Origin of the sequence: Microcystis sp. M44BS1, from assembly GCF_020244875.1 — a bacterium.
GTDB lineage: Bacteria > Cyanobacteriota > Cyanobacteriia > Cyanobacteriales > Microcystaceae > Microcystis > Microcystis panniformis.
This window is the reverse complement of sequence record NZ_JADBVM010000327.1, coordinates 1-20,842: the sequence shown is the minus strand read 5'-3', so window position 1 is coordinate 20,842 and position 20,842 is coordinate 1. Positions and strand designations below refer to the sequence as shown.

Below are 20,842 nucleotides of genomic sequence, written 5' to 3'. Positions count from 1 at the left end.
AAAACCGAGAATCCTGTTTATCACCTGTTCCGATTCCCGTATCGATCCTAACCTAATTACCCAAGCGGAGGTGGGGGAATTATTCGTAATTCGTAATGCGGGAAATATAATTCCTCCCTACGGAGCAACCAATGGTGGTGAAGGTGCATCTATAGAATATGCTATCAACGCTCTCGGCATCGAGCAAGTGATTATCTGCGGTCACTCCCATTGTGGAGCGATGAAAGGTTTGTTAAAATTGCAGAGTCTGGCCGATGAAATGCCTTTAGTTTACAATTGGTTAAAACAAGCAGAAGCTACTCGACGTTTAGTTAAGGATAATTACAAGGAACTAGAAGGAGAAGAACTGATCGAGGTGACAGTAGCAGAAAATGTTCTCAATCAGTTAAGTAATTTGCAAAGCTATCCAATTATTCGTTCCCGATTACATCAGGGTAAATTATCTCTACACGGTTGGATTTTTCGGATTGAAACCGGCGAAATTTTAGCCTACGATCCTATCCTACACGATTTTGTCGCTCCCCATAGTAAAATTACCCATCCCCAAGCAGAAGACAATTTACCCCCTAGTCGTCACCTTCCCAATAGTCATCCCTTCAAGATTTCTGAGGATTATATCAGGACTCATGCGGACTTAAAACAAGCGAATCCTGCGGTTAATACTGTGGCCAAAAAGAATGGCTCCTCCACCCAAAAACCGGGCTATACTTATTTAGAACCCTCCCAAGCCGATCGCATTTATCGCGGTTCGAGAAGTTAATTAGGGATTAGAGAAATTCTCTAGAGATGTACTTATTACCGTCTCTAGAGTGGCAGTTAATGGCAAGAGCCTTCGCAGGTAATCCGGGACAATCAGCCTGACATCTGGTGACAGCATCGGCAAGTCAGCAACGCTTACTGTTAGGAAAGCTAATAGCTATTGCTTTTTACTCAAAAAATATGGTATGATAGAAAATTGTCAGTTTTACGGAAGCCGATGAAAACGGAAGAGATTATCAAATCAATCGAAGCCGAGTATCTCAAGAGCGATCTGCCCATTATCCATGTCGGTGACACGATCCGGGTAGGGGTGCGAATCGTCGAAGGAGATAAAGAGCGGATTCAGCCCTACGAGGGTATTGTCATCGCCAAACGCCATGGCGGTATCAACGAAACGATTACAGTACGCAAAGTCTTCCAGGGTGTGGGAGTAGAAAGAGTCTTCCTGCTCCACTCGCCGCGGGTTGCCAGTATCAAGATCATCCGTCGTGGTAAAGTACGTCGGGCGAAACTATACTATCTGCGCGATCGGGTTGGCAAAGCCACCAGGGTACAAGAACGTTTTGATCGCCCTCTCTAAAAAATTTCCGGCGACAGCCTAACCAAGAAAGTTGCACAATCGCCAACAACTACGCTATAATGAATGAAGGCCTTAAAAAAGCCAAATCGTTTAGCGAATGGGCGCTCTTAGTTCAGTTGGTAGAACGCAGGTCTCCAAAACCTGATGTCGGGGGTTCAAGTCCTCCAGGGCGCGTTTGGTAATCACCAAGCCGATAACTGCAAAGGACATAATCTAAATGTCTGGGGGTTAGTGTGGGTTGTCCGGTGAAAATGATAAGTTAAGGATAGCTTGAGTATCATTTTAAGGAGTAGCGATCGTGGCCAAAAAAGAAACCCTAGAAAAAGACACGAGCGACAAGAAAGAGGGAAGCTCCTTTCAGGTCAAGGAATTCGTCAATGAAACCAAAGAAGAACTCGCCAAAGTCGTCTGGCCTTCCCGTCAGCAACTTTTGAGCGAATCGGCGGCCGTGATGTTAATGGTGACTTTGGTAGCCACTCTCATCTATCTGATTGATAAATTCTTTGCCTGGGGTGCGGGGAAGGTGTTCCCATGAATCTAGAAGAAGAGCAGTTTCCCGAAGAAGTCAATCTCAGCGGCCTACCGAAAAAACCCCGTTGGTATGCCGTGCAGGTGGCTTCCGGTTGTGAGAAACGGGTCAAAGCCAATTTGGAACAGCGCATCCACACCCTCGATGTGGCCGATCGCATTCTACAAGTCCAGATTCCCCAAGCGGCCACCGTCAAAGTCCGCAAGGATGGTTCACGGCAGCACGGCGAGGAAAAAGTCTTCCCCGGTTATGTCCTGATCAGAATGATCATGGATGATGACGCTTGGCAGGTGGTCAAAAACACCCCCCACGTGATCAACTTTGTTGGGGCCGAACAAAAGCGCCACTACGGACGCGGCCGCGGTCACGTCACCCCGCTACCCTTGAGTATGTCAGAAGTCGATCGCATATTCAAACAAGCTGAGATTCAAGAACCTGTCGTCAAAATCAATATGGAAGTTGGCGATCAAATCTTAGTCCTATCCGGTCCATTTAAGGACTTTGAAGGGGAAGTGATCGAAGTTAGTCCCGAGCGCGGCAAACTCAAGGCCCTGCTCTCCATTTTTGGTCGGGATACCCCGGTCGAATTGGAATTTAATCAAGTCGAAAAACAAAACTAAATCATGGCTAAAAAAGTCGTCGCAATTATTAAACTAGCTTTACCTGCCGGTAAGGCTAACCCTGCTCCTCCAGTCGGTCCTGCTTTAGGTCAACACGGGGTGAATATTATGGCGTTTTGTAAAGATTACAACGCTAAAACCGCCGATCAGGCCGGCATGATCATCCCTGTGGAAATCTCCGTTTTTGAGGATCGGAGTTTTACCTTTGTCCTCAAAACTCCCCCCGCTTCCGTTCTCATCCGCAAGGCGGCCGGTGTGGAAAGAGGTTCCAACGAACCCAACAAGAAATTTGTCGCCACCATTACCCGCGACCAATTACGGGAAATCGCCCAGACTAAACTGCCCGATCTTAACGCTAACGACATCGAAGCGGCCATGAATATTGTGGCGGGAACGGCCAAAAATATGGGTGTCAAGATCTCAGACTAAATCTTATTACGGGGAGAAGTTAAGCTTCGTTATTACCCAAGGAGCAACAAATCAGATGGTAAAAAAAGTTTCACGACGTTTGCGAGATGCCCAGGCTAAGGTAGAAAATAAAGCCTACGAGCCATTAGAAGCACTGACATTATTAAAGGAATTAGCGACGGCGAAATTCGACGAAACCGCCGAAGCTCATATTCGTTTAGGTATCGATCCTAAATATACCGACCAACAACTGCGGACAACGGTAAGTTTACCCAAAGGAACCGGACGCACGGTGCGAGTAGCGGTGATTACTCGCGGGGAAAAGGTACAGGAAGCGAACAACGCCGGGGCCGATATCGTTGGTTCAGAAGAATTAATCGAAGAAATCGCCAAGGGGATGATGGATTTCGAGGTGTTAATCGCCACCCCCGATATGATGCCGAAAGTGGCGAAATTAGGTCGTCAACTCGGTCCACGGGGTTTAATGCCTTCACCGAAAGGGGGAACCGTAACCACGGATTTAACGGGAGCAATCTCTGAGTTTAAAGCGGGTAAATTGGAATTCCGGGCCGATCGCACCGGGATCGTTCACGTTCAATTTGGCAAAGCTTCTTTTAGCGCCGAGGATCTGTTAATCAATTTGAAAGCTTTGCAGGAAACGGTGGACAGAAACCGTCCTTCTGGAGCCAAAGGTCGTTACTGGCGTACAGTTTACGTTTCTTCCTCCATGGGTCCATCGATTCAAGTGGACATTAGCACCCTGCGGGATCTGAAATTAGCAGAAGGTTAATGACAGTTATTTTTCTTTGAAAAAGCCTCCAAGGGATTGGGGGCGTTTTTTTGGGATTTTATCGAAAATTTGGGTCTAAAACCCCGTCCTTTAGCGTAGCGAAGGACGGCTTGACATTGTTGCTCACATAGCTTACCATAGTAAATGTAGTTTGGTAAGCAAAATGCTAAAAGCGTTCAAGTACAGAATCTATCGTGCGACTCGTTCCTACCAAAAGTCTAACAGACGTGGGTAGGACAAGGTTGAGAACCTTGATAACTCAATAACCGTGAAGGTGAAAGTCCTTCCCTCCAGATGATGGAGTGACAGCATAACCCCTTCCTGTGGAGAACGGTCATCAAAATGGGGAAAGCGGGGTTAAACGGCAGTAATGATGAATCTGACATCAAAACCTGTCTAGCATCTAACTATGTGTATGAATAAGAACTTCCGTGAGAAATATCGTCACTGTAACCAGCCTACACAGATTATTGGCTGGCAACAAAATGTTAACAAGCTAACGTACTGGGAAAAGATAGAGTTCAACCAGAATCATCTACACAGCTTCGGTATAGAGGAAGACACTAAAGTTAGGAATACGGTTGTTGGGAACGAAGTAATCCTTATGAGTCTCTTAGATAGGTCGAAATCTAAGTAGTAACCAGCGCAAGACTCATAGAGGAAAGGATTGTGTAGGAAGCCAACGCCTATCTGTAATAGATAAGGATATGCTGACGTACACACTGTTCAATGGAATGAAGGGTCTTAAGTAGCAAAAAAAAAGTTATGAACACGGCATTAAAACCGATGTATGAATGGAAGGACATCGACTGGCGAAAAGCCGAAAGATGTGTCTTTAAGTTGCAAAAAAGAATATTCAAAGCCAGTCAACGGGGTGATGTCAAATTAGTCCACAAATTACAAAGGCTACTCCTAAATAGCTGGTACGCCAAACTGTTAGCCGTCAGACGGGTTAGCCAAGATAATCAAGGCAAGAAAACCGCAGGGGTAGATGGGATAAAATCCTTGACACCTAAACAAAGAATGGCACTTGCTAATAATCTAAAACTTGGCAATAAAACAAAACCAACTCGCAGAGTATGGATACCAAAACCCAATACTGACGAAAAGCGACCTTTAGGGATTCCGACCATGTACGAACGGGCATTACAAGCCTTAGTAAAACTGGCATTAGAACCCGAATGGGAAGCAAAATTTGAACCTAACAGTTATGGATTTAGACCAGCACGTTCAGCCCATGACGCAATCGGAGCAATCTACATAAGCATCAACAAAAAGCCCAAATATGTGCTAGATGCGGACATAAGTAAATGCTTTGATAAAATTAACCATCAGAAACTACTGACAAAACTTCAAACTTACCCCAAGCTAAGACAACAAATCAAAGCATGGCTAAAGAGTGGAGTCATGGATGGAAAAAACCTATTCCCTACCAATGAAGGCACACCACAGGGAGGTGTAATCTCCCCTTTACTAGCTAACATAGCCTTACACGGCATGGAGGAAAGAGTCAAGCAATATGCAAGAACTCTGAAAGGCAATAAATCCAAAAATGAACAAGCCTTAACCCTAATCAGATATGCAGATGATTTTGTTATCCTGCACGAAGATTTAAAGGTAATAAAGGAATGTCAGGAAATCATTGAACAATGGTTAGCAGAAATGGGGCTAGAACTGAAGCCTAGTAAAACAAGAATATCCCATACTCTTGAAACTTATGATGATTACGTTGGACTTGATTTTCTCGGATTCAACATCAGGCAACACCAAGTCGGAAAACATCACGGGGCAAAAAGTAGTAAAGGAGTCAAACTAGGTTTTAAAACCCTAATCAAGCCTAGTACTGAAAAAGTCAAGTCCCATCTAAAGAAATTGGGAGAAGTAGTAAATAGTCATAAGTCATCCCCACAGGCTGCCTTAATCAAACGACTCAATCCAATCATTAGAGGATGGAGCAATTACTATTCATCAGTAGTAAGCTCAAAAACATTCACAGATTGTGATTACCACTTCTTTGAAAAACTCAAAAGATGGGCATACAGGCGACACCCAATGAAAAACAAAACTTGGATAATGCGTAAATATTGGCATACTGAGGGAAAAGATAATTGGGTATTCAGCACAAGAGAAGGTAAAAACCCCTTCAAACTGGCAAGACACCTAGATACAAAAATCGTAAGATACGTCAAGGTGAAAGGGGATAAAAGTCCCTATGATGGGGACTTAATATATTGGAGTAGTCGAATGGGTAAACACCCAGAAATGCCACCAGAAAAAGCTGTATTACTCAAAAGACAGCAAGGACGCTGTGCATATTGTGGACTATATTTCCAAGATGGAGACATACTCGAAACCGACCACATTATCCCCAAATCAAAAGGGGGTAAAAACAATCGAGATAATAAACAGTTACTCCATCGACATTGCCACGATTCTAAAACTGCATTAGATAAAACTGGTACTCATGACAAAGAGCCATTGGAGAGAGGAGCGGTGTGAGGTGAAAGTCTCACGCACCGTTTTGAAGCCGAGCCAGAATGGTGACATATCTGGCTTAGGGCAACCGACCAGTGAGCAATCCGTTTTGCTTGCCAAGTCGTTTGGCTGTGCTAGATGGTTTTACAATTACGCTCTCAACTTAACATCCGAAACTTACAAGCAAACTGGAAAAGGATTAAGCAGAAACGAAATAATTAAGCTGCTGCCTTCCTTAAAAAAAGAGTATGAGTGGTTAAGCGAAGTACCATCGCAGGTATTACAGCAAGCCGCTTTAAATCTTTCTAGTGCTTTCCTTAACTTTTTTGAAGGTAGAGCTAAATATCCTAACTTCAAGAAAAAGCAAAATAAACAGTCGATTAGATTTCCTCAGCACTGTAAGTTAAAAGATGATGTTCTGGTATTGCCTAAAATTGGTGAAGTTCATTGCCAAGTCTCACGGCAACCAGAGGGAACCTTAAAGTCTGTTACGGTTTCAGTTAATCCATCGGGAGAATATTTCGCATCTTGTCTTTATGATGATGGTCAGGATTTACCCCAAAAATCATCAGAAGGAAAAGCTGTTGGGATAGACGTTGGACTAACCCATTTTGCTATTACATCAGATGGGACTAAACACGGGAATCCTAAATACTATCGTAAGTACGAACAAAGATTAGCGAGGAGACAAAAGAAACTAAGCCGCAAACAAAAAGGCTCTAACAACCGAAATAAAGCTAGAATTAAAGTTGCTAAAGTTCACTATAAAATTGTTCGTTGTCGTGAAGATTTTCTACATAAGCTAAGTCGTAAATTAGTTGACGAAAACCAAGTCATAGTGGTAGAAAATCTGGCAGTTAGAAACATGGTCAAAAACCCAAAACTAGCAAAGTCAATCAGTGATGCTGGTTGGGGGCAATTCTGCACTATGTTGAAGTACAAGGCTGAATGGGATGGAAAAACCTACATCGAAGTAGATAGATTCTTTCCTAGTTCCAAGACCTGTAGTAACTGCTTAAACCGTGTTGATAGTTTGAGCTTAGATATTCGTAGCTGGCAATGCCCTAAATGTGGAGAAAACCACGATAGGGACATCAACGCCGCTAAGAATATTCGAGATGAAGGTTTACGAATATTGGCGGTAGGGCATACCGCTACTGCTTTGCTGAGGGAGAGTAAGACCGAGTAAAAGCACTGCTTTTGCAAGGCATCTCCCCGTGAATGAAGAATCCCCACGCCTTTAGGCAACGGGAGTGTCAACTATTCTAAGATCATTGATTTTCATTTTTGGGTTCTTCTATAATCAATACAGCCTGATATTGTCCTTCTTTTAAATTTGAAGGAACTTGTACGGTTAATTGACCCTCATTGTTAACGAATGCTGCAACTTCAATGGTTTTCATGTTAACATATCTCTCTTCATTTTCTGCTATAATCTTAATGGTAGAAGTATCCTTATCTGCTAAAGACTGAGCATACTTTCCTCTCACTGCACTTTTTAAATGAGATTCCGTTAAAACCTCAGAATAATCATCTAACATTTCGTCATCTTTGAGGGGATTATTGATTACTTTGTTCGTAGATTTTTCTTTCATGTTTAGTTACTCTCCTAGCACTAATGATTCTGATGTTTCCTTGTCTTTCAGTATGAACAACTAAAAGCAAGCGGTTTTGACTAGAATAACCAATTGTCAAAAAACGATCTTCTAAGATTGAATGAGTGGGATCATCTAAAGTCAAAGAATAGGTATCTTCAAAGACAGTTTTAGCCTCATTAAAAGAAATATCATGTTTTCTCAGATTTGTCTTAGCTTTGTCTTCATCCCATTCAAAATTAGTCGTCATTATCTTAATTATAGACAATAAATAAAATAAGGTGGTAAAAAAATCCCCCACCTTACTATGGTAAACCTTATCCTTTCGGGATCGCTCTATGATTAGCAACAGGATTAGAACAAAAGAAACAAAAACAAGAACCTTAAGTAGGTAGGCGTTAAAAATTATCAGACATCCCCCTTATCAAGGGTAAGGTTGATTCATGAATCAACCCTACCTTATCAAGGGGGGTAGGGGGGATCGAACCTAAAATCCATTTTTAATTTAATTATAACCAGCTACTTATGCTTGATTCAGATTGGGAAACCACAAAAGCACGAAGAACCACCACAGACGACCAAGAGAAGAACTGAACAATTAATGAATGCTTGTTTCCCTAATCTTTTTGGTGCAATTAATTGGGGTTTGCTGAATAAATCTAACAACCTTGTTGGATAAGGTTTTTAGACTTTTTTTCCCTCAAAAAGTGCCGACCATTGGAGTGATTGGGGGGAAAATTCCAGGACTTTTTCCCTGAAAATTAGGTAATTGACCACCTGAAAATGGGTAAAACCCCACACCCCACACCCCACACCCCATACCCTACCCCCACGAAAAACTTTTTCAGGAAACCCTAATTGGGACTGCTGGGCCGATCGCACCGGGATCGTTCACGTTCAATTTGCTAAAACTTCCAAAGGCATCCAAGGGATTGGGGGTGTTTTTTTTGGCTTGATCGCCCGATTGATATAAAATCAAAGGGCTACACTCAAGATTAATCGCTTGAATTATTCTCTTGTATCTGTTCTTAAAGCCAGCGTGTGGATTGTAGATTCCCCTAATACCCGTATTTTAGCCCCTAGTGCGATCGCACTAGGTAACTTTGATGGTTTGCACCTAGGTCATCAAACCGTCCTACAGCCAATTTTTCAGGATGAACCCGCTTATCCCACCGTTGTTAGTTTTACTCCCCACCCGCGGGAATTTTTTACGGGGGAAAAATGGCAGTTATTAACTCCTCTAGGGGAAAAGGTGGAGGTTTTAGAGAATTTAGGCGTTAAACAATTAGTTTTACTGCCTTTTTCTGCTCAATTAGCTTCCCTGACACCCTTGGCTTTTATCGAACAGATTTTAGTAGCAAAATTACAGGCTAAATCGATCAGTGTTGGTCAAGATTTCCGCTTCGGTTATCGTCGTCAAGGTACAGCGGAAGATTTATTACAGATCGCCTCTCAATTTAATATTAAAGTCGAGATTGTTGGTTTGAAAAACTGTGGGACGGGTCGAATTAGTAGTTCCCTAATTCGTCAAGCTTTGGCAGCAGGAAACGTTGAGCAAGCCGGACAAATGTTAGGTCGTCCCTACAGTTTAACCGGTCGCGTGGTCATCGGGCAACAGCTGGGCAGACAATTAGGTTTTCATACCGCTAATCTACAGGTTCCCCCCGATAAATTATTGCCGCGATTCGGGGTTTATTGCGGTTGGGTGCATCTCGATGGTTCTCGCTTACCGGCAGTTATGAATATCGGTTATCGTCCCACGATCGAGGGAAAAACTATCAGTGTGGAAATCCATTTATTGGATTGGTCGGGCTATATATATGATCGCATTTTAACGATGGATTTAGTGCAATTCCTGCGACCAGAACAGAAATTTAATTCTCTCGATCGATTAAAAAATCAGATCGAGATAGACTGCGATCGCTCTCGGTTAATTCTAACTTCTGTCACCGACAACTCCTAATATTTTTGGTATTCTCTTTCCACTTTACCCACCGCTTTCAATAAAGGAGAATCAAGGGAATCGATCCAATCAGCTACTTCTCGCGCTAATCCTAGGGTAACAATGCCTTGAGACGGTGGTAATTGACCAGCTAACGCCTGACTTTTGATGGTTTTCAGGACAGAAATTAAACCCTCAATCCGAGTCGATCTTTCTGTTTTCGGCATCTGTTCGGCCACGGTAATAGCTTGGTCAATTGATTGAACTAATTCCCTCATGTTCGTTTCCATAATATTCTAGCGACAGGAAAGAGATGTAACCGTTATTGCTCGCCCCTCTCCCCATTGTATATTGGCATCTCGCGAGTCTTTAATAAAAGTTTGCTGACCACCACCGGGATAACAATCAGCCGGATTCTGGGGGGCGACAATTCCTTGATAAACCGTTGTTCCCGCAGGTAAAGTCACCGATATTACTTTGGTCGCTTGATTGGGAGGATTCCACTTTTGATCGAGGGCTAAATTTCTGATCACCTCCACATTGGTGGTATATTGATCCGTGGTCAGAAAACGACCTTTTTTGTAATTTTCGTCACTATAATAACGGAAAAAAGTCTGGGGTTTTTCTAGGGTAACTGCCTGACATTCACTATTGCGAAAAGTGATGGCAAGATCTGGAGGAAGGGGACAGGAAGGAGCCTGATCTTGAGCCAATATTTTCCGAGAATTGAAAGTCAAATTTTCGGGTAAACTATTGGTTAATGTACTGGCCGCGATTCCTAAAACAAGACTAAAAACGAGCGAACTGGCTTTCATCTTCACTGATTAAGAGAAATTCTTCTCGATTTTACCGTACTGAACCGACTTAAAATCTTGATTTCGCCCACTGGCAACAATTCTTAACTAATTTTCTCCCTGCTCGTCACCCTAACCCTGATTAGCTCCCTAGCAGAAAATTTCTCGCCATTGTCTGTCAACTTTCCTCGCTAGTGTGGGCAAATTAGGAAAAGAATCGTTAAGATCAAAAAAACTTAACATTAATCTTCTTGACAGAATACCCCATTTGTGCTATGAGAGACGCTATTGATATTTTGATGGAAAATTTGAGCCAGAGCATCGTCGGCCAAACCGAATCGATTCGCATTGTGCTGGTGGCTTTACTCAGTGGTGGCCACGCTCTCCTGGAAGATGTCCCCGGAGTCGGCAAAACCCTCTTAGCTAAATCCTTAGCGCGTTCAATTAACGGTCGTTTCCAACGGGTACAATGCACCCCCGACCTCCTTCCTAGTGATATCACGGGAACGACGATTTGGAACCCCAACAGTCGCGAATTTGAATTTATCCCCGGCCCCGCTTTTGCTAACGTCCTGTTGGCCGATGAAATCAACCGGGCCACCCCGCGCACCCAATCGGCACTTCTAGAAGTCATGGAAGAAAAGCAAGTTACCATCGATGGAGAAGCGCGGCCGGTCCCCCAACCCTTCTTTGTGATTGCCACCCAAAATCCGATCGAATATCAAGGCACTTTTCCGCTTCCAGAAGCGCAAATGGACCGTTTTGCCGTTTGCCTGAGTTTGGGTTATCCCAGTGCCACAGAAGAATTAAAAATGTTACAAAGACAGCATTCTCAAGAGACGGTTAAATCTCTAGAAGCTTGTATTTCCCTAGAACAGGTGGGAGAATTGCAAAGATTAGTGAGTCTGGTCCAGGTAGCTCCTGCTTTACAGCAATATATTGTCGATTTAGTCCGCGCTACCCGTGACCACGAAGATATTAGTTTAGGAGTCAGTCCCCGGGGTTGTGTGGTTTTGCAAAAAGCAGTTCAAGCTTACGCTTTCCTCGAAGGTCGCGATTATGCTATCCCCGATGATGTTAAGTTGATTACTCCCTACGTCTTCTGCCATCGTCTGATTCCTAGTCACGGTCGTCAAGCTAAAGCGATCGTGGAAAGACTTCTACAATCGGTGGCGATCGAGGATCGCATCTATGCTTAAATTTCAGTTATTAATGAACGGTAAGTTACAGGGTATTTCTAAATTCTGCCAAATTGGTAGAGCCGATCCATTAATTGCTAGTATTGCCTTAGCTAACTCAAGGCTGGAGTAAAAATATTTAGTGAGTCCACGGAAAATCTGCTCTCAGGAGAAAACAATGTTTTGTTCACAGTGTGGAACCAAAAGTGGACATCTCTAAAAATTATCACCCAGTCACAGCTGGCTTTGATGCTTACTCACATTCAAAATATCCACCTTTATCCTCAGACGGTTTTTTACACCAATCGTTAAAATCAATGACAAAGGAGCTTGGTCTAAATCCGTTCTGCCAATAGCTCAAGGTTTTAACTTTATTACTCTCGTTAATACCTTCAACAACTGTAGCATAGAATTCTTTGCGTTTATAAATATTAACCTCTCCTTCTTTTAAGACTTTATCTATCGAGCTTTTTCGTTTTTTTAGTGCTTGATCTTTTTCATATTTTGCACCTTCTAAATTAGTATCGCTGCTAATTACAATAGCCCATTTTTTAATCGATGTTGCTTCTGGATATCGATTGTGTGCAAATGGAGTTACCCCTTGTAAAACATCCATAGCTTTACTTGCAAGCTCTTCAGATTGCATGGCATATAATTTGTTTATATTTTGTAACACAGCTGTCGATTCTGATGCTAAATCAATCTTTGCTTTCGCTATTTCTCCAATAGCCTCAACTGCTTCAAGAGCCCTATCTGTAGCTTTAGCATTGTTGTTTTTCGGATGGGTATCTAGAGGCATTGATTTCAGAATAATTTTCTTAAGGATGAGAATAGATGTGTAACTGGGATTAAGTCTTGCTAAGTTAATTGCTAATTCTTCATGTCCTAAAGATGCAATAACTATAATGGTATTTTCTTTGGCTACCTGAGCATTAGGAATAGTCCGTCCATTGATTTCACCTACTAAATAAGGCATAAATTTTTCTACCGTTTCAACTCTCTTTATATCGAGTTCTTGTTGACGGAAATAATAATTGGTTAGACCTGTAAACGTTCCTCCTATAGCTCCTCCTATAGTTGTAAATAATAAAGTTACCACGATTTTACTAATATCCCAGAAATCCTTTTTATCTTTCTTATCGTTTTTATCTTTATTATTATTCATAATTCATACCCTCTAAGCTCTGGATAGCATAGATTTATGATGTAGTCTGCATACCCTAAAAAATTCAACAAACGGTGAGTTTTCCCAGCGTCCCCCCTATTCTGAAAAAACTCACCAGAAGCCTTTATCTCGCCCCTCACACCTTATCGAATCGGTCTCCTATCCGAACTGTCCGGTATCGACCCATTCACTCTTGATTAGCGACCACCAATCAGTTGCCAGACCATCGAGGACGTACTTGTAGGGCAGCCAGCCGTAGCCAGCGCTTCCCCAGCCAGTCCCCCAGGAGTTGCGAATCAGCAAGGCACCAGTGGTTTCAATGCCACTCGCATTGGTGTTCTTGATCTTGAGGTTGTCGTCGTAACCAACTGCGTCAATGGCGTGACCGCCTTCAACCCGTTCGCCGCGAGTTGGATAAGGTATCTTACCGCCATTGGTGTTGGCCTGACTGATAGAACTGTAAACAGTAAAGCCAAACATCGAGGGCAGACCTTTCGACAAGTCGGTTTTAATCCGAGCTAACAGTGCGTCCCTTGCCGTCCCGGGCGGATCGAGGCGATAGTAAGAGATCGCTTGGAAGCTCTGGGCAAAGGCGTAGCAGAATGCTGGCGGCTCCTTGTCATAATCGAGGACATTGTAGCGGTAGTATTCTTCTGGTGGTACGCCAAACAAGGTCAGGGCGTACATGGTCGTCCGCAGGAAAGCCCCCGTATCTCCCGTCCATTTGAGCAAGTTGCGCGTCACTTTGTAGAGGAAGAGTCTGGAAGCATCGAGGTGTTTGCCAAAAGCTCGCCGCTCAAAATACTCCACCAGTCCGACACCGGCGTGGGCCGTACAAGAACCGATAGTTTTTTGATCCTCGATGGGGGAACACCACGGCCTCAAGTCCACGCTGGTTGGCAGCGCTGCTGGGGCAGATGTCGTTGCTCCCACTTTGGCCAGCATTTGCTTGACAGATGGCTGTCCCAAAGCTTGCAGTTTGGACGGTACGCGTTCAGATTGAAAAGTGACATCACGAATATCGGGATAGTCAGGCAACCATCCCATTGCGGGAATTACAAATGTTTCACTCATTTTTCCTTTCCTCCTAAGTCGTTGCTCACTAGCCCTTGGCTATCTGAGAAGCCTTTACTCTCGGACTTGGAGCGTGACGGTAAACCGTTCGACAATTGACGGTTCTCCTTGCCACTCCCGCCAAAGCTTAAGCCTTAGTTGGTCTATCCCAGCCCGTTGCACTTTAAAGGTCAGGATTCTCTGACCGCCCCCGCCGACTCTCGACTCCCTGGCAGGTACATACTCAGAGGCCTGCAGCTTCACCAAATCGCTCCCGCCACCATCAAGCGCCCACTGAAAGCCAGTGGTAGGATTCTCGTCGAGGGAAAGTAGCAGTAGGTCATTGACCTGCATGGTGATGGATTTGCCGTTGTCAGTGCGAGTAAGGGTTAGCATTGTATCTTGACCGTTCCCTCCTTTCGGGTTCCACTCTGTCGCCCCACAGCCCTGGGAAAAGACCGGGGAAAGCACGAGGATTAGAGTTATGACAATCGCAACGGCCCACTTAAGAGAACGATCCATTATTTTCCTCCCTCGTCTCTATAACGGCCACAGGGATTTACTCTCGTTATTGCAGTTAGGAAATCGCGCCAAGCGCGGAACAAACTGGGAAACGATCTAATTTAATTATCTCTTGCTTTGGCCACCGAGAGATGGTAGGATGGAAGATTTGTGATTTTTCTTAATAATCGCCCTCGCCCACACGCGCCTCAAATACCCTTCAGAGCAGCCCTATCCGTAATTTGAAATAACTCCTCAATGCTCCCCCATTTCGCCCCCCTTGAGGAGAGAATTGCCGCGATCAAAACCCCTAGCGGGGGAATAACAACGACTAGCAATTAAACCCAAAACTAACCACCAGAGGGTACTAACTTGGGGACGATACCAAACTGTATCAAAGAAACCGTGGGCAAGAATTCCAGCCATAGCGGCAATTGCCCCGATTAACCAAAAGCCTTGACTATCCATTTTATCCCGTAAAAGTTTAATTTGATGGATGCCTTGGCCGATAGTTGTAACTAATAACCAGAGGAAACAGGTAAAACCAATGATTCCCGTTTCTACCATGATTTCTAATACCACAGAATAGGCACTTAAAGCCGTGTATTTTGGCTTCATGAATAGGGGGTAAATTTTCTTAAAAGCATCATTACCCGGTCCGATGCCCAAAAGCGGATAAGTTTGAATCATGCGGATAACTGCATCCCAAACATTAATCCGAAAGTTATTACTACTATCTCCTCGGCCCGCGAAAATACTCATCACCCGAATTCGCAGCGGTTCCACCAATAAAATCGCCCCTAAAATCACCACGGCTAAACTCCCTAAAATTAAGGGTAAAAGCCATGTTTGCCAAAATAACGGTAGATAACTTTTGAACCAATAAAATAATAGCAATAAGAAGACAATTCCTAAGACCATCAAACCAATCCAACCGCCACGACTCTCGGTAAAAAATAAACAAGCGGCATTGGCTAAAGTTAGTAAAGCCGCTAAAATTTTCGGTAGCCATCCCTGCCACACAAATAATGCCGCACCGCTAAAAGCAATACCAGGAAATAAATAACTAGCTAATAAATTAGGATTACCGAGATAACTATAAACCCTAGTATCCCCCGCTAATTCTGAAGTAGGATCGTTCCAAGTTGCTAACTGTTCCGCACCAAAAATTTGCTGACGAATGCCGTAAACGCTGACTACTAAGGCGGTTAAAACTAAAGTAGTCAGAATCCAATTTGTTAGGCGTGGCGATCGCATAATTCGGGCAGTAAAAGCAAAAAAGATCAGATTGAGAGTTAATTTAATTAATCCTTCCAAAGCTGCGGTTTTAACGGGAGAAAAAGCCGTAGAAACCGTGGCAATTCCCCAGTATAAAAGCACTAAAATGTGAATCGGTGTCACCCCGATTTTGCCTTCATCCACAAGGGTTAAGAGTAGCCAATAACCGGCTATTGCTAACAATAAAAAACCGATTTGACTGGTGGAGAAAAACGGCGCGGTGGCGATAAGGAGAGAGATTAACAGCGCACCCATCAGTTCTGTCCACTCCACAAACCGGCTACCCTGTCGCCATTGACTAAAAAGGCCGACGAAACGATGCAGATAGCTATATTTTGACCAAGAAGCGGGGGAAAAGTTCAGTAGGGTGATTTGTTTCCAAAAAGCATTCATAGGGTTTTTAGTTGCGGTTGTCACCGGCAAACTTTGATTAAGATACCGATTGTATCTTAATTGTTGACTCTTGGGAGCGAAAAGAGTTTCAGTCCGGTGTCTTAGGGCAGCTTCACACAGTCAAAACCTAATAGCATAACCAGTCTAAGCATGGGGTGAACGTAAAGCTTGACCTAAACGAGTTAAGCCTTGGGAACAGTCAAAACGATCGAGATGTACTTCAATAAATGATAGGCGATCGATGTTACCCTGGGCAATCGATAAAGCCTTTTCTAATTCCCCTTCTGTCCTGACTTGACAACTCCAACTTTCCCCGTTAAATACTGCCGGTAATTGGTGATATTTCCACGGTTGTAGATCATTATAAATATTATCCTGAATTACCCGCTCGATCGTGTAACCATCGTTATTAATTAAAAAGATAATTGGATTGAGATGATGACGGATAATTGTCGAAAGTTCTTGGGCAGTCATTTGAAAAGCACCATCCCCCACAAAGACGATAGGACGAGTATTTGGTGCGGCAAAAGCTACTCCTAAACAGGCGGGAATTGAATAACCAATCGATAGATAAAATGCTTGACCAATAAAGTCAGTTTGTTGGGGCATTAATAAATCAATTGTGGCAATAATTGCATCCCCTGTATCGGAAATAACAAAAGATTCTTGAGCAATAAAATGATTCATTCGCTCATAAAAACGAGCATTAGTTAATTTTCGCTCTGGCACGGCGAAGAATTCTAAATTCTTCAATTCGGCTGCGGGTTTAATCTCTAGTGTAGCCGCTTCTTTGTGACTTAGCTTATCAATTAAACCATCGATAAAATCCCCTAGGAATACCGGTTGATAGAAGTGATGTTTAATTTTTACTTTCTCGGAATTGGCATTAATCAAATTAGTGGGATTTAAATTAGCCGTAAATCCCCCTAAATTCATATCGGACATGATCGCCCCTAAACAGAGGACACAATCGGCATTTTCCACCCGTTGACTAACGTATTTGCGACTTAATGCTCCCACATAAGTGCCGATAAATTGCGGCTGCATTTCCGAAATTGACGACTTACCTAAAATAGTGGTAGCTAAGGGATAACCCGTTACTTCTAAAAGTTTCAGCAACTTATCTTGGAGTTTAAACCGATGGAATTCTACCCCCGCTAAAATAATTGGTTTTTCCGCTTTTTCTAATAAAAAAACCGCTTCTTCAATGGCTTCTTCTAAAGCGGCGGTATCCGTAAGATTATCGGTTAAATAAATTGGATTTTCTGAGGGGATACAGGGACGATAGACCAGATCCCGGGGAATTTCGATATACACGGGACGTTTGTGATGCAAACAAGCTGCTAAAGTTTGATCGATTTGACTGGCTGCTTGGGCAGAATTAGTGAGAATAACCGAGGCAACCGTGGCTTTTTCCATGATGGAAAATTGCAGATTATAATCGCCCGTGGTGTGGTGTAATAATAAATTATCCCGGCGAATCGAGCGATCGGAAGCCCCACTAATTACCACCAGGGGAACTCTTTCAGCGTAAGCACCGACCACAGCATTAACGAGGCTAAATCCCCCGACTCCGTAGGTGACACAGACAGCGCCCATCCCTTTGACTCGCGCGTAGGCATCGGCGGCATAACCCGCGTTAAGCTCATTACAGGTGCAAACTAATTCGATCGGACTTTTCAGCAAAACATCCATCAAATCGAGGACATAATCCCCCGGCACCCCAAAAATATGATCAACCCCTAAATTATGGAGACGCTGGCATAAATATTCGCCGATGGTGATCATAGCAATTTTCTCCTGGTGTGTTGGCACTTTCACGCCGATCATAGCGATTTTTTTAAAAAATAGGCTAATGTCCAGTAATGAACTAGAAAGTAAAAATCAGCAGACTTTAATTAGGGTTTGCTGAATAAATCTAAAAACCTTGTTGGATAATATCTTTAGGCTTTTTTGAAATCAAAAAGTGCCAGTCCTTGGAGTGATCGGGGAGGAAATTTAGGCACTTTTTCCCGGAAAATTAGGTAAGTAGGGAGGCACAATTATTTGTAGGATGGGTTAGCGGTAGCGTAAACTATGCGGGCGTTGGGTTTCATGCTTCAACCCAACCTACGTTCATCTTATATTTAATTCCACCCACCCACTTAATTGACCCCCTGAAAATGGGTAAAACCCCACACCCCACACCCTGCCCCCACGAAAAACTTTTTCCGCAGACTCCAATTATATCTAGCGCTGGTGATCAATGCTATAGTATAAAATCTGGGGTTTTTCTCTTGGGTATAAAAAATATCTGCGGCACTTTTTCAGGTATAATTGTTACAGGAGATTTCCTAAAACTTTCAACTTAACTAAGGCTGAATATTAATGATTTTTACTGAATTAGTTTTGCAAAATTTCGGTCCCTACGCCGGTCGTCAAGTGATTAATTTACGTCCCGAAAAAGATAACAATCCCTGTCCGATTATCCTTTTGGGAGGCATGAATGGGGGCGGTAAAACTACTTTAATGGATGCGATTCGTTTGGCTTTGTACGGTGCGCGGGCGAAGTGTTCTACTCGCAATAATTTAAGTTATGCCGAGTTTCTTAGTCAAGCAGTTAATAATCAAGCTTCCCTCATCGATCAAGCTAGAATTGAACTGGCTTTTGAACATCTAGTTAATGAACAATGGCGACAATATCGTATCGTTAGATACTGGACAAAACAGCCTAAAGATGGTAAGGATACCCTCGGTATTTTAGATGAAGATTGGCCCGATCCTGCCTTAGCTAACACTTGGGATGAATATATTGAAACTTTATTACCTTTGGGTATTTCTAACCTCTTTTTATTTGATGGGGAACAGGTAAAAGAATTGGCAGAACAGGATGTACCTCCTGACAGCGTTAAGGATTCGATGCAGACTTTATTAGGGTTAGAATTAGCGGAAAGATTAGCCGTTGATCTCGATATTTTAGCTAGTCGCAAGCGCCGGTTACTAGCAGCAGAAAATGAACTGGCAACTATTGAAGCGATCGAAAAAAAATTAGCCCAGTACCAAGAAGATTTAGAATTGGCTCGGCAAGAGATGGAAACTCAGCAAAAAAATTTAGATTTGGTTAGAAATGATTTTGATGCAGTCTCGGATAAATTTCGCATTGATGGCGGCAAAATTGCCGCCGAAAGAAGTCAATTAGAGAGCAGAAAAAAGGAGGCAGATAAAAAGTTAGATAAACAGAGAGAATATTTAGGTCAATTAGCGGGAGAGTTATTACCATTAAAGTTAATTTTCCCTCTCCTACAAGCCGCTAAAATTCAGGGAGAAAAAGAGCTAAAATTTCAATCAGCTAAAGTCGCTCAATCGGTTTTAGAGTCCAGAGATAAAAAGTTACTGGCTTATTTAAAACAACTGAATTTAACTTTAGAACAATTAGAGAATATTAGGGAATTTTTACAGCAAGAAAATCAGTGTTTAGCTGAGGATAACGATTCTTTCGTTACTTCTTACTTAGATTTAGACGAGGAAGCGATCGAGTTATTAAATCGAGTCTTAACCCATCAATTACCGGCACAAATTAACCTCGCTCATCAAGCAATAGAACAATTAAGAAATCTGGAAGCTGACTTAGATAATTTAGAGCGAGAATTAGCAGTAGCAGCCTCTCCCGAAGAATACGAAACCCTGAGTAATAACTTAAAAACCGCTCAGAAAAAGTATCTAAATGCTCAAGCAGAATACGAGCAAAGCCACAAAAATTATGAGGAAATCAAAAAGAAAATTGAGAAAACGAAAAAAGAATTATTTGCCTATAGTGAGAAAGCTTTAGAATCGCAAAGTAACGAACATATCGTTAATGCTATTGTCAAAGCACAGCAAACTTTAAAAGTATTTAAGGAACGCTTAACTTTAAAAAAATTAAATAGATTAGAGGGAGAAGTGGCGGAATGTTTTCGTTATTTATTGCATAAGTCCGATCTGGTGCAGAAAATAGCGATCGATGCTGATACTTTTGGTCTATCTCTCTTTGGTCCCGATGGACAAAATGTGCCTAAACACCGTCTTTCTGCCGGAGAAAAACAACTATTAGCGATCGCTTTTTTGTGGGGATTAGCGCGAGTCTCCGGACGAGATTTACCTATCGCTATCGATACACCCCTCGGACGTTTAGATTCTTCCCATCGCCATAATTTAGTTGAACGTTATTTTCCCGCCGCTTCCTCTCAAGTCATCCTCCTCTCTACCGATACAGAAATTGGAGAAAATGAGCTACTCTTATTAGAAGAACAGGAAGTAATCGCCAGAAAATACCTGCTAGAATACAATTCCCAACAACGTCAAACCACTATTCACCCCGACCGCTACTTTTGGTAAGATTATGACCGAGATAAATTCCCAAAAAATCCTCCCCCAATTAACTCAACACCAATCAACCAGTCACCCAACTAGAGGAAACCTTGCTTGCCGATATTCACTCCTACGAGAACTTAAAAAATAGTTTAGCGGCAGCCGATGGGTTTGAGACAGACTTGAATCAGTTCACTGATTACTGATTACTGATCACTGATCACTGATCACTGATCACTGATCACTGAAAAAAAGCTCCCCACTTCCCATTATCCTATTAAACAGGATTGAGAATGAATAACTATTTTATCATCAGTCAGAGCGAGGTAAAATTATAGATTATGGAATCACCGATCGAACGTTTTCGACTATCTCAAACCGCCAAAGATAGCCTCATAAAATTAAAACGCTACACCAAAATTGACCAATGGAATATCCTCTGTCGTTGGGCTTTTT

At 42.7% G+C, this 20,842-nt stretch carries 21 protein-coding genes, 1 tRNA gene and 1 pseudogene; 13 read left to right on the top strand and 10 right to left on the bottom strand.

All coding sequences use genetic code 11. From position 1 onward, the window contains the following. From IM515_RS24235 to IM515_RS24195, 9 genes and pseudogenes are all read left to right on the top strand, one after another. Window positions 1-760, top strand: a 760-nt coding sequence (locus tag IM515_RS24235) for a carbonic anhydrase (RefSeq protein WP_287633369.1), incomplete at its 5' end; no start/stop codon positions are given. A gap of 216 nt (window positions 761-976) precedes the next feature. Further along, complete coding sequence (gene rplS / locus IM515_RS24230) at window positions 977-1,339, top strand: 50S ribosomal protein L19 (protein WP_002738040.1); 363 nt, start codon at window positions 977-979, stop codon at window positions 1,337-1,339. 101 nt (window positions 1,340-1,440) lie between these two features. Beyond that, window positions 1,441-1,513: transfer RNA gene (locus tag IM515_RS24225), tRNA-Trp, on the top strand. Between the two features lie 124 nt (window positions 1,514-1,637). Then, window positions 1,638-1,874, top strand: coding sequence for a preprotein translocase subunit SecE (gene secE, locus IM515_RS24220; RefSeq protein WP_002765998.1), 237 nt, complete (start codon window positions 1,638-1,640; stop codon window positions 1,872-1,874). Further along, window positions 1,871-2,488: a transcription termination/antitermination protein NusG gene (nusG, locus tag IM515_RS24215; protein ID WP_287630563.1), complete on the top strand. Its 618-nt coding sequence runs from the start codon at window positions 1,871-1,873 to the stop codon at window positions 2,486-2,488. Before secE ends, nusG begins: the two co-directional genes overlap by 4 nt. A 3-nt stretch (window positions 2,489-2,491) precedes the next feature. Then, entirely contained in the window at window positions 2,492-2,917 is a 426-nt protein-coding gene (rplK, locus tag IM515_RS24210) for a 50S ribosomal protein L11 (RefSeq protein WP_002765994.1), read from the top strand. A gap of 55 nt (window positions 2,918-2,972) precedes the next feature. Continuing rightward, a complete protein-coding gene (gene rplA, locus IM515_RS24205) occupies window positions 2,973-3,686 on the top strand; it encodes a 50S ribosomal protein L1 (protein WP_287630562.1) in 714 nt (237 codons plus the stop codon). Between the two features lie 765 nt (window positions 3,687-4,451). After that, a complete protein-coding gene (gene ltrA / locus IM515_RS24200) occupies window positions 4,452-6,185 on the top strand; it encodes a group II intron reverse transcriptase/maturase (RefSeq protein WP_287630561.1) in 1,734 nt (577 codons plus the stop codon). 46 nt (window positions 6,186-6,231) lie between these two features. Continuing rightward, window positions 6,232-7,405 (top strand): annotated as a pseudogene (locus IM515_RS24195) (RNA-guided endonuclease TnpB family protein). A 27-nt stretch (window positions 7,406-7,432) separates the two neighbouring features. Here the strand turns inward: IM515_RS24195 and IM515_RS24190 are convergent. From IM515_RS24190 to IM515_RS24180, 3 genes are all read right to left on the bottom strand, one after another. Next, window positions 7,433-7,756: a hypothetical protein gene (locus IM515_RS24190; protein ID WP_287630560.1), complete on the bottom strand. Its 324-nt coding sequence runs from the start codon at window positions 7,754-7,756 to the stop codon at window positions 7,433-7,435. After that, a complete protein-coding gene (locus IM515_RS24185; RefSeq protein ID WP_287630559.1) occupies window positions 7,722-8,006 on the bottom strand; it encodes a BrnT family toxin in 285 nt (94 codons plus the stop codon). The genes IM515_RS24190 and IM515_RS24185 overlap by 35 nt, the downstream gene beginning before the upstream one ends. A 434-nt stretch (window positions 8,007-8,440) precedes the next feature. Further along, on the bottom strand, window positions 8,441-8,638 hold the full coding sequence (locus IM515_RS24180; protein ID WP_287630558.1) for a hypothetical protein: 198 nt from the start codon (window positions 8,636-8,638) through the stop codon (window positions 8,441-8,443). A gap of 157 nt (window positions 8,639-8,795) precedes the next feature. Here IM515_RS24180 and IM515_RS24175 point away from each other — a divergent pair, with 157 nt between their 5' ends. Further along, window positions 8,796-9,719 (top strand): bifunctional riboflavin kinase/FAD synthetase, encoded by a 924-nt coding sequence (locus tag IM515_RS24175; protein WP_287630566.1) that lies wholly within the window; start codon window positions 8,796-8,798, stop codon window positions 9,717-9,719. On the opposite strand, the gene IM515_RS24170 is transcribed toward IM515_RS24175, so the two are convergent. Both IM515_RS24170 and IM515_RS24165 read right to left on the bottom strand, forming a co-directional pair. Then, window positions 9,716-9,988 carry a hypothetical protein gene (locus tag IM515_RS24170; protein WP_190722836.1) on the bottom strand — a complete coding sequence of 91 codons (273 nt, stop codon included), beginning with the start codon at window positions 9,986-9,988 and terminating at the stop codon, window positions 9,716-9,718. The genes IM515_RS24175 and IM515_RS24170 overlap by 4 nt on opposite strands. A 6-nt stretch (window positions 9,989-9,994) precedes the next feature. Then, a complete protein-coding gene (locus tag IM515_RS24165; RefSeq protein WP_190722837.1) occupies window positions 9,995-10,513 on the bottom strand; it encodes a hypothetical protein in 519 nt (172 codons plus the stop codon). A 254-nt stretch (window positions 10,514-10,767) separates the two neighbouring features. Between IM515_RS24165 and IM515_RS24160 the strand changes: the two genes are divergently transcribed. Continuing rightward, window positions 10,768-11,691 (top strand): AAA family ATPase, encoded by a 924-nt coding sequence (locus IM515_RS24160; RefSeq protein ID WP_287630557.1) that lies wholly within the window; start codon window positions 10,768-10,770, stop codon window positions 11,689-11,691. Between the two features lie 232 nt (window positions 11,692-11,923). Here the strand turns inward: IM515_RS24160 and IM515_RS24155 are convergent, their stop codons facing one another. The 5 genes from IM515_RS24155 to IM515_RS24135 form a co-directional block, all read right to left on the bottom strand. Continuing rightward, the gene (locus IM515_RS24155) at window positions 11,924-12,835 is read right to left on the bottom strand and encodes a hypothetical protein (protein ID WP_287630556.1); all 912 of its coding nucleotides are present in this window, start codon (window positions 12,833-12,835) and stop codon (window positions 11,924-11,926) included. A gap of 159 nt (window positions 12,836-12,994) precedes the next feature. Continuing rightward, window positions 12,995-13,909, bottom strand: coding sequence for a C1 family peptidase (locus IM515_RS24150; RefSeq protein WP_287630555.1), 915 nt, complete (start codon window positions 13,907-13,909; stop codon window positions 12,995-12,997). 54 nt (window positions 13,910-13,963) lie between these two features. Continuing rightward, window positions 13,964-14,284 (bottom strand): protease inhibitor I42 family protein, encoded by a 321-nt coding sequence (locus tag IM515_RS24145; RefSeq protein WP_287630554.1) that lies wholly within the window; start codon window positions 14,282-14,284, stop codon window positions 13,964-13,966. Window positions 14,285-14,644: 360 nt separating this feature from the next. Beyond that, window positions 14,645-16,060 (bottom strand): IctB family putative bicarbonate transporter, encoded by a 1,416-nt coding sequence (locus IM515_RS24140; RefSeq protein WP_287630553.1) that lies wholly within the window; start codon window positions 16,058-16,060, stop codon window positions 14,645-14,647. Between the two features lie 144 nt (window positions 16,061-16,204). Further along, window positions 16,205-17,848, bottom strand: coding sequence for an alpha-keto acid decarboxylase family protein (locus tag IM515_RS24135; protein ID WP_287630552.1), 1,644 nt, complete (start codon window positions 17,846-17,848; stop codon window positions 16,205-16,207). 579 nt (window positions 17,849-18,427) lie between these two features. Between IM515_RS24135 and dndD the strand changes: the two genes are divergently transcribed. Next, entirely contained in the window at window positions 18,428-20,413 is a 1,986-nt protein-coding gene (gene dndD / locus IM515_RS24130) for a DNA sulfur modification protein DndD (RefSeq protein WP_287630551.1), read from the top strand. Between the two features lie 314 nt (window positions 20,414-20,727). Continuing rightward, a partial coding sequence (locus IM515_RS24125) for a DndE family protein (RefSeq protein ID WP_287630565.1) occupies window positions 20,728-20,842 on the top strand: 115 nt, incomplete at its 3' end.

Coding starts and splice junctions, on each gene's coding strand:
- rplS (WP_002738040.1), top strand. CDS start 977: ATGAAAACGGAAGAGATTATCAAATCAATCGAAGCCGAGTATCTCAAG.
- nusG (WP_287630563.1), top strand. CDS start 1,871: ATGAATCTAGAAGAAGAGCAGTTTCCCGAAGAAGTCAATCTCAGCGGC.
- rplK (WP_002765994.1), top strand. CDS start 2,492: ATGGCTAAAAAAGTCGTCGCAATTATTAAACTAGCTTTACCTGCCGGT.
- rplA (WP_287630562.1), top strand. CDS start 2,973: ATGGTAAAAAAAGTTTCACGACGTTTGCGAGATGCCCAGGCTAAGGTA.
- ltrA (WP_287630561.1), top strand. CDS start 4,452: ATGAACACGGCATTAAAACCGATGTATGAATGGAAGGACATCGACTGG.
- IM515_RS24190 (WP_287630560.1), bottom strand. CDS start 7,756: ATGAAAGAAAAATCTACGAACAAAGTAATCAATAATCCCCTCAAAGAT.
- IM515_RS24185 (WP_287630559.1), bottom strand. CDS start 8,006: ATGACGACTAATTTTGAATGGGATGAAGACAAAGCTAAGACAAATCTG.
- IM515_RS24170 (WP_190722836.1), bottom strand. CDS start 9,988: ATGGAAACGAACATGAGGGAATTAGTTCAATCAATTGACCAAGCTATT.
- IM515_RS24165 (WP_190722837.1), bottom strand. CDS start 10,513: ATGAAAGCCAGTTCGCTCGTTTTTAGTCTTGTTTTAGGAATCGCGGCC.
- IM515_RS24160 (WP_287630557.1), top strand. CDS start 10,768: ATGAGAGACGCTATTGATATTTTGATGGAAAATTTGAGCCAGAGCATC.
- IM515_RS24155 (WP_287630556.1), bottom strand. CDS start 12,835: ATGAATAATAATAAAGATAAAAACGATAAGAAAGATAAAAAGGATTTC.
- IM515_RS24150 (WP_287630555.1), bottom strand. CDS start 13,909: ATGAGTGAAACATTTGTAATTCCCGCAATGGGATGGTTGCCTGACTAT.
- IM515_RS24145 (WP_287630554.1), bottom strand. CDS start 14,284: ATGCTAACCCTTACTCGCACTGACAACGGCAAATCCATCACCATGCAG.
- IM515_RS24140 (WP_287630553.1), bottom strand. CDS start 16,060: ATGAATGCTTTTTGGAAACAAATCACCCTACTGAACTTTTCCCCCGCT.
- IM515_RS24135 (WP_287630552.1), bottom strand. CDS start 17,848: ATGATCACCATCGGCGAATATTTATGCCAGCGTCTCCATAATTTAGGG.
- dndD (WP_287630551.1), top strand. CDS start 18,428: ATGATTTTTACTGAATTAGTTTTGCAAAATTTCGGTCCCTACGCCGGT.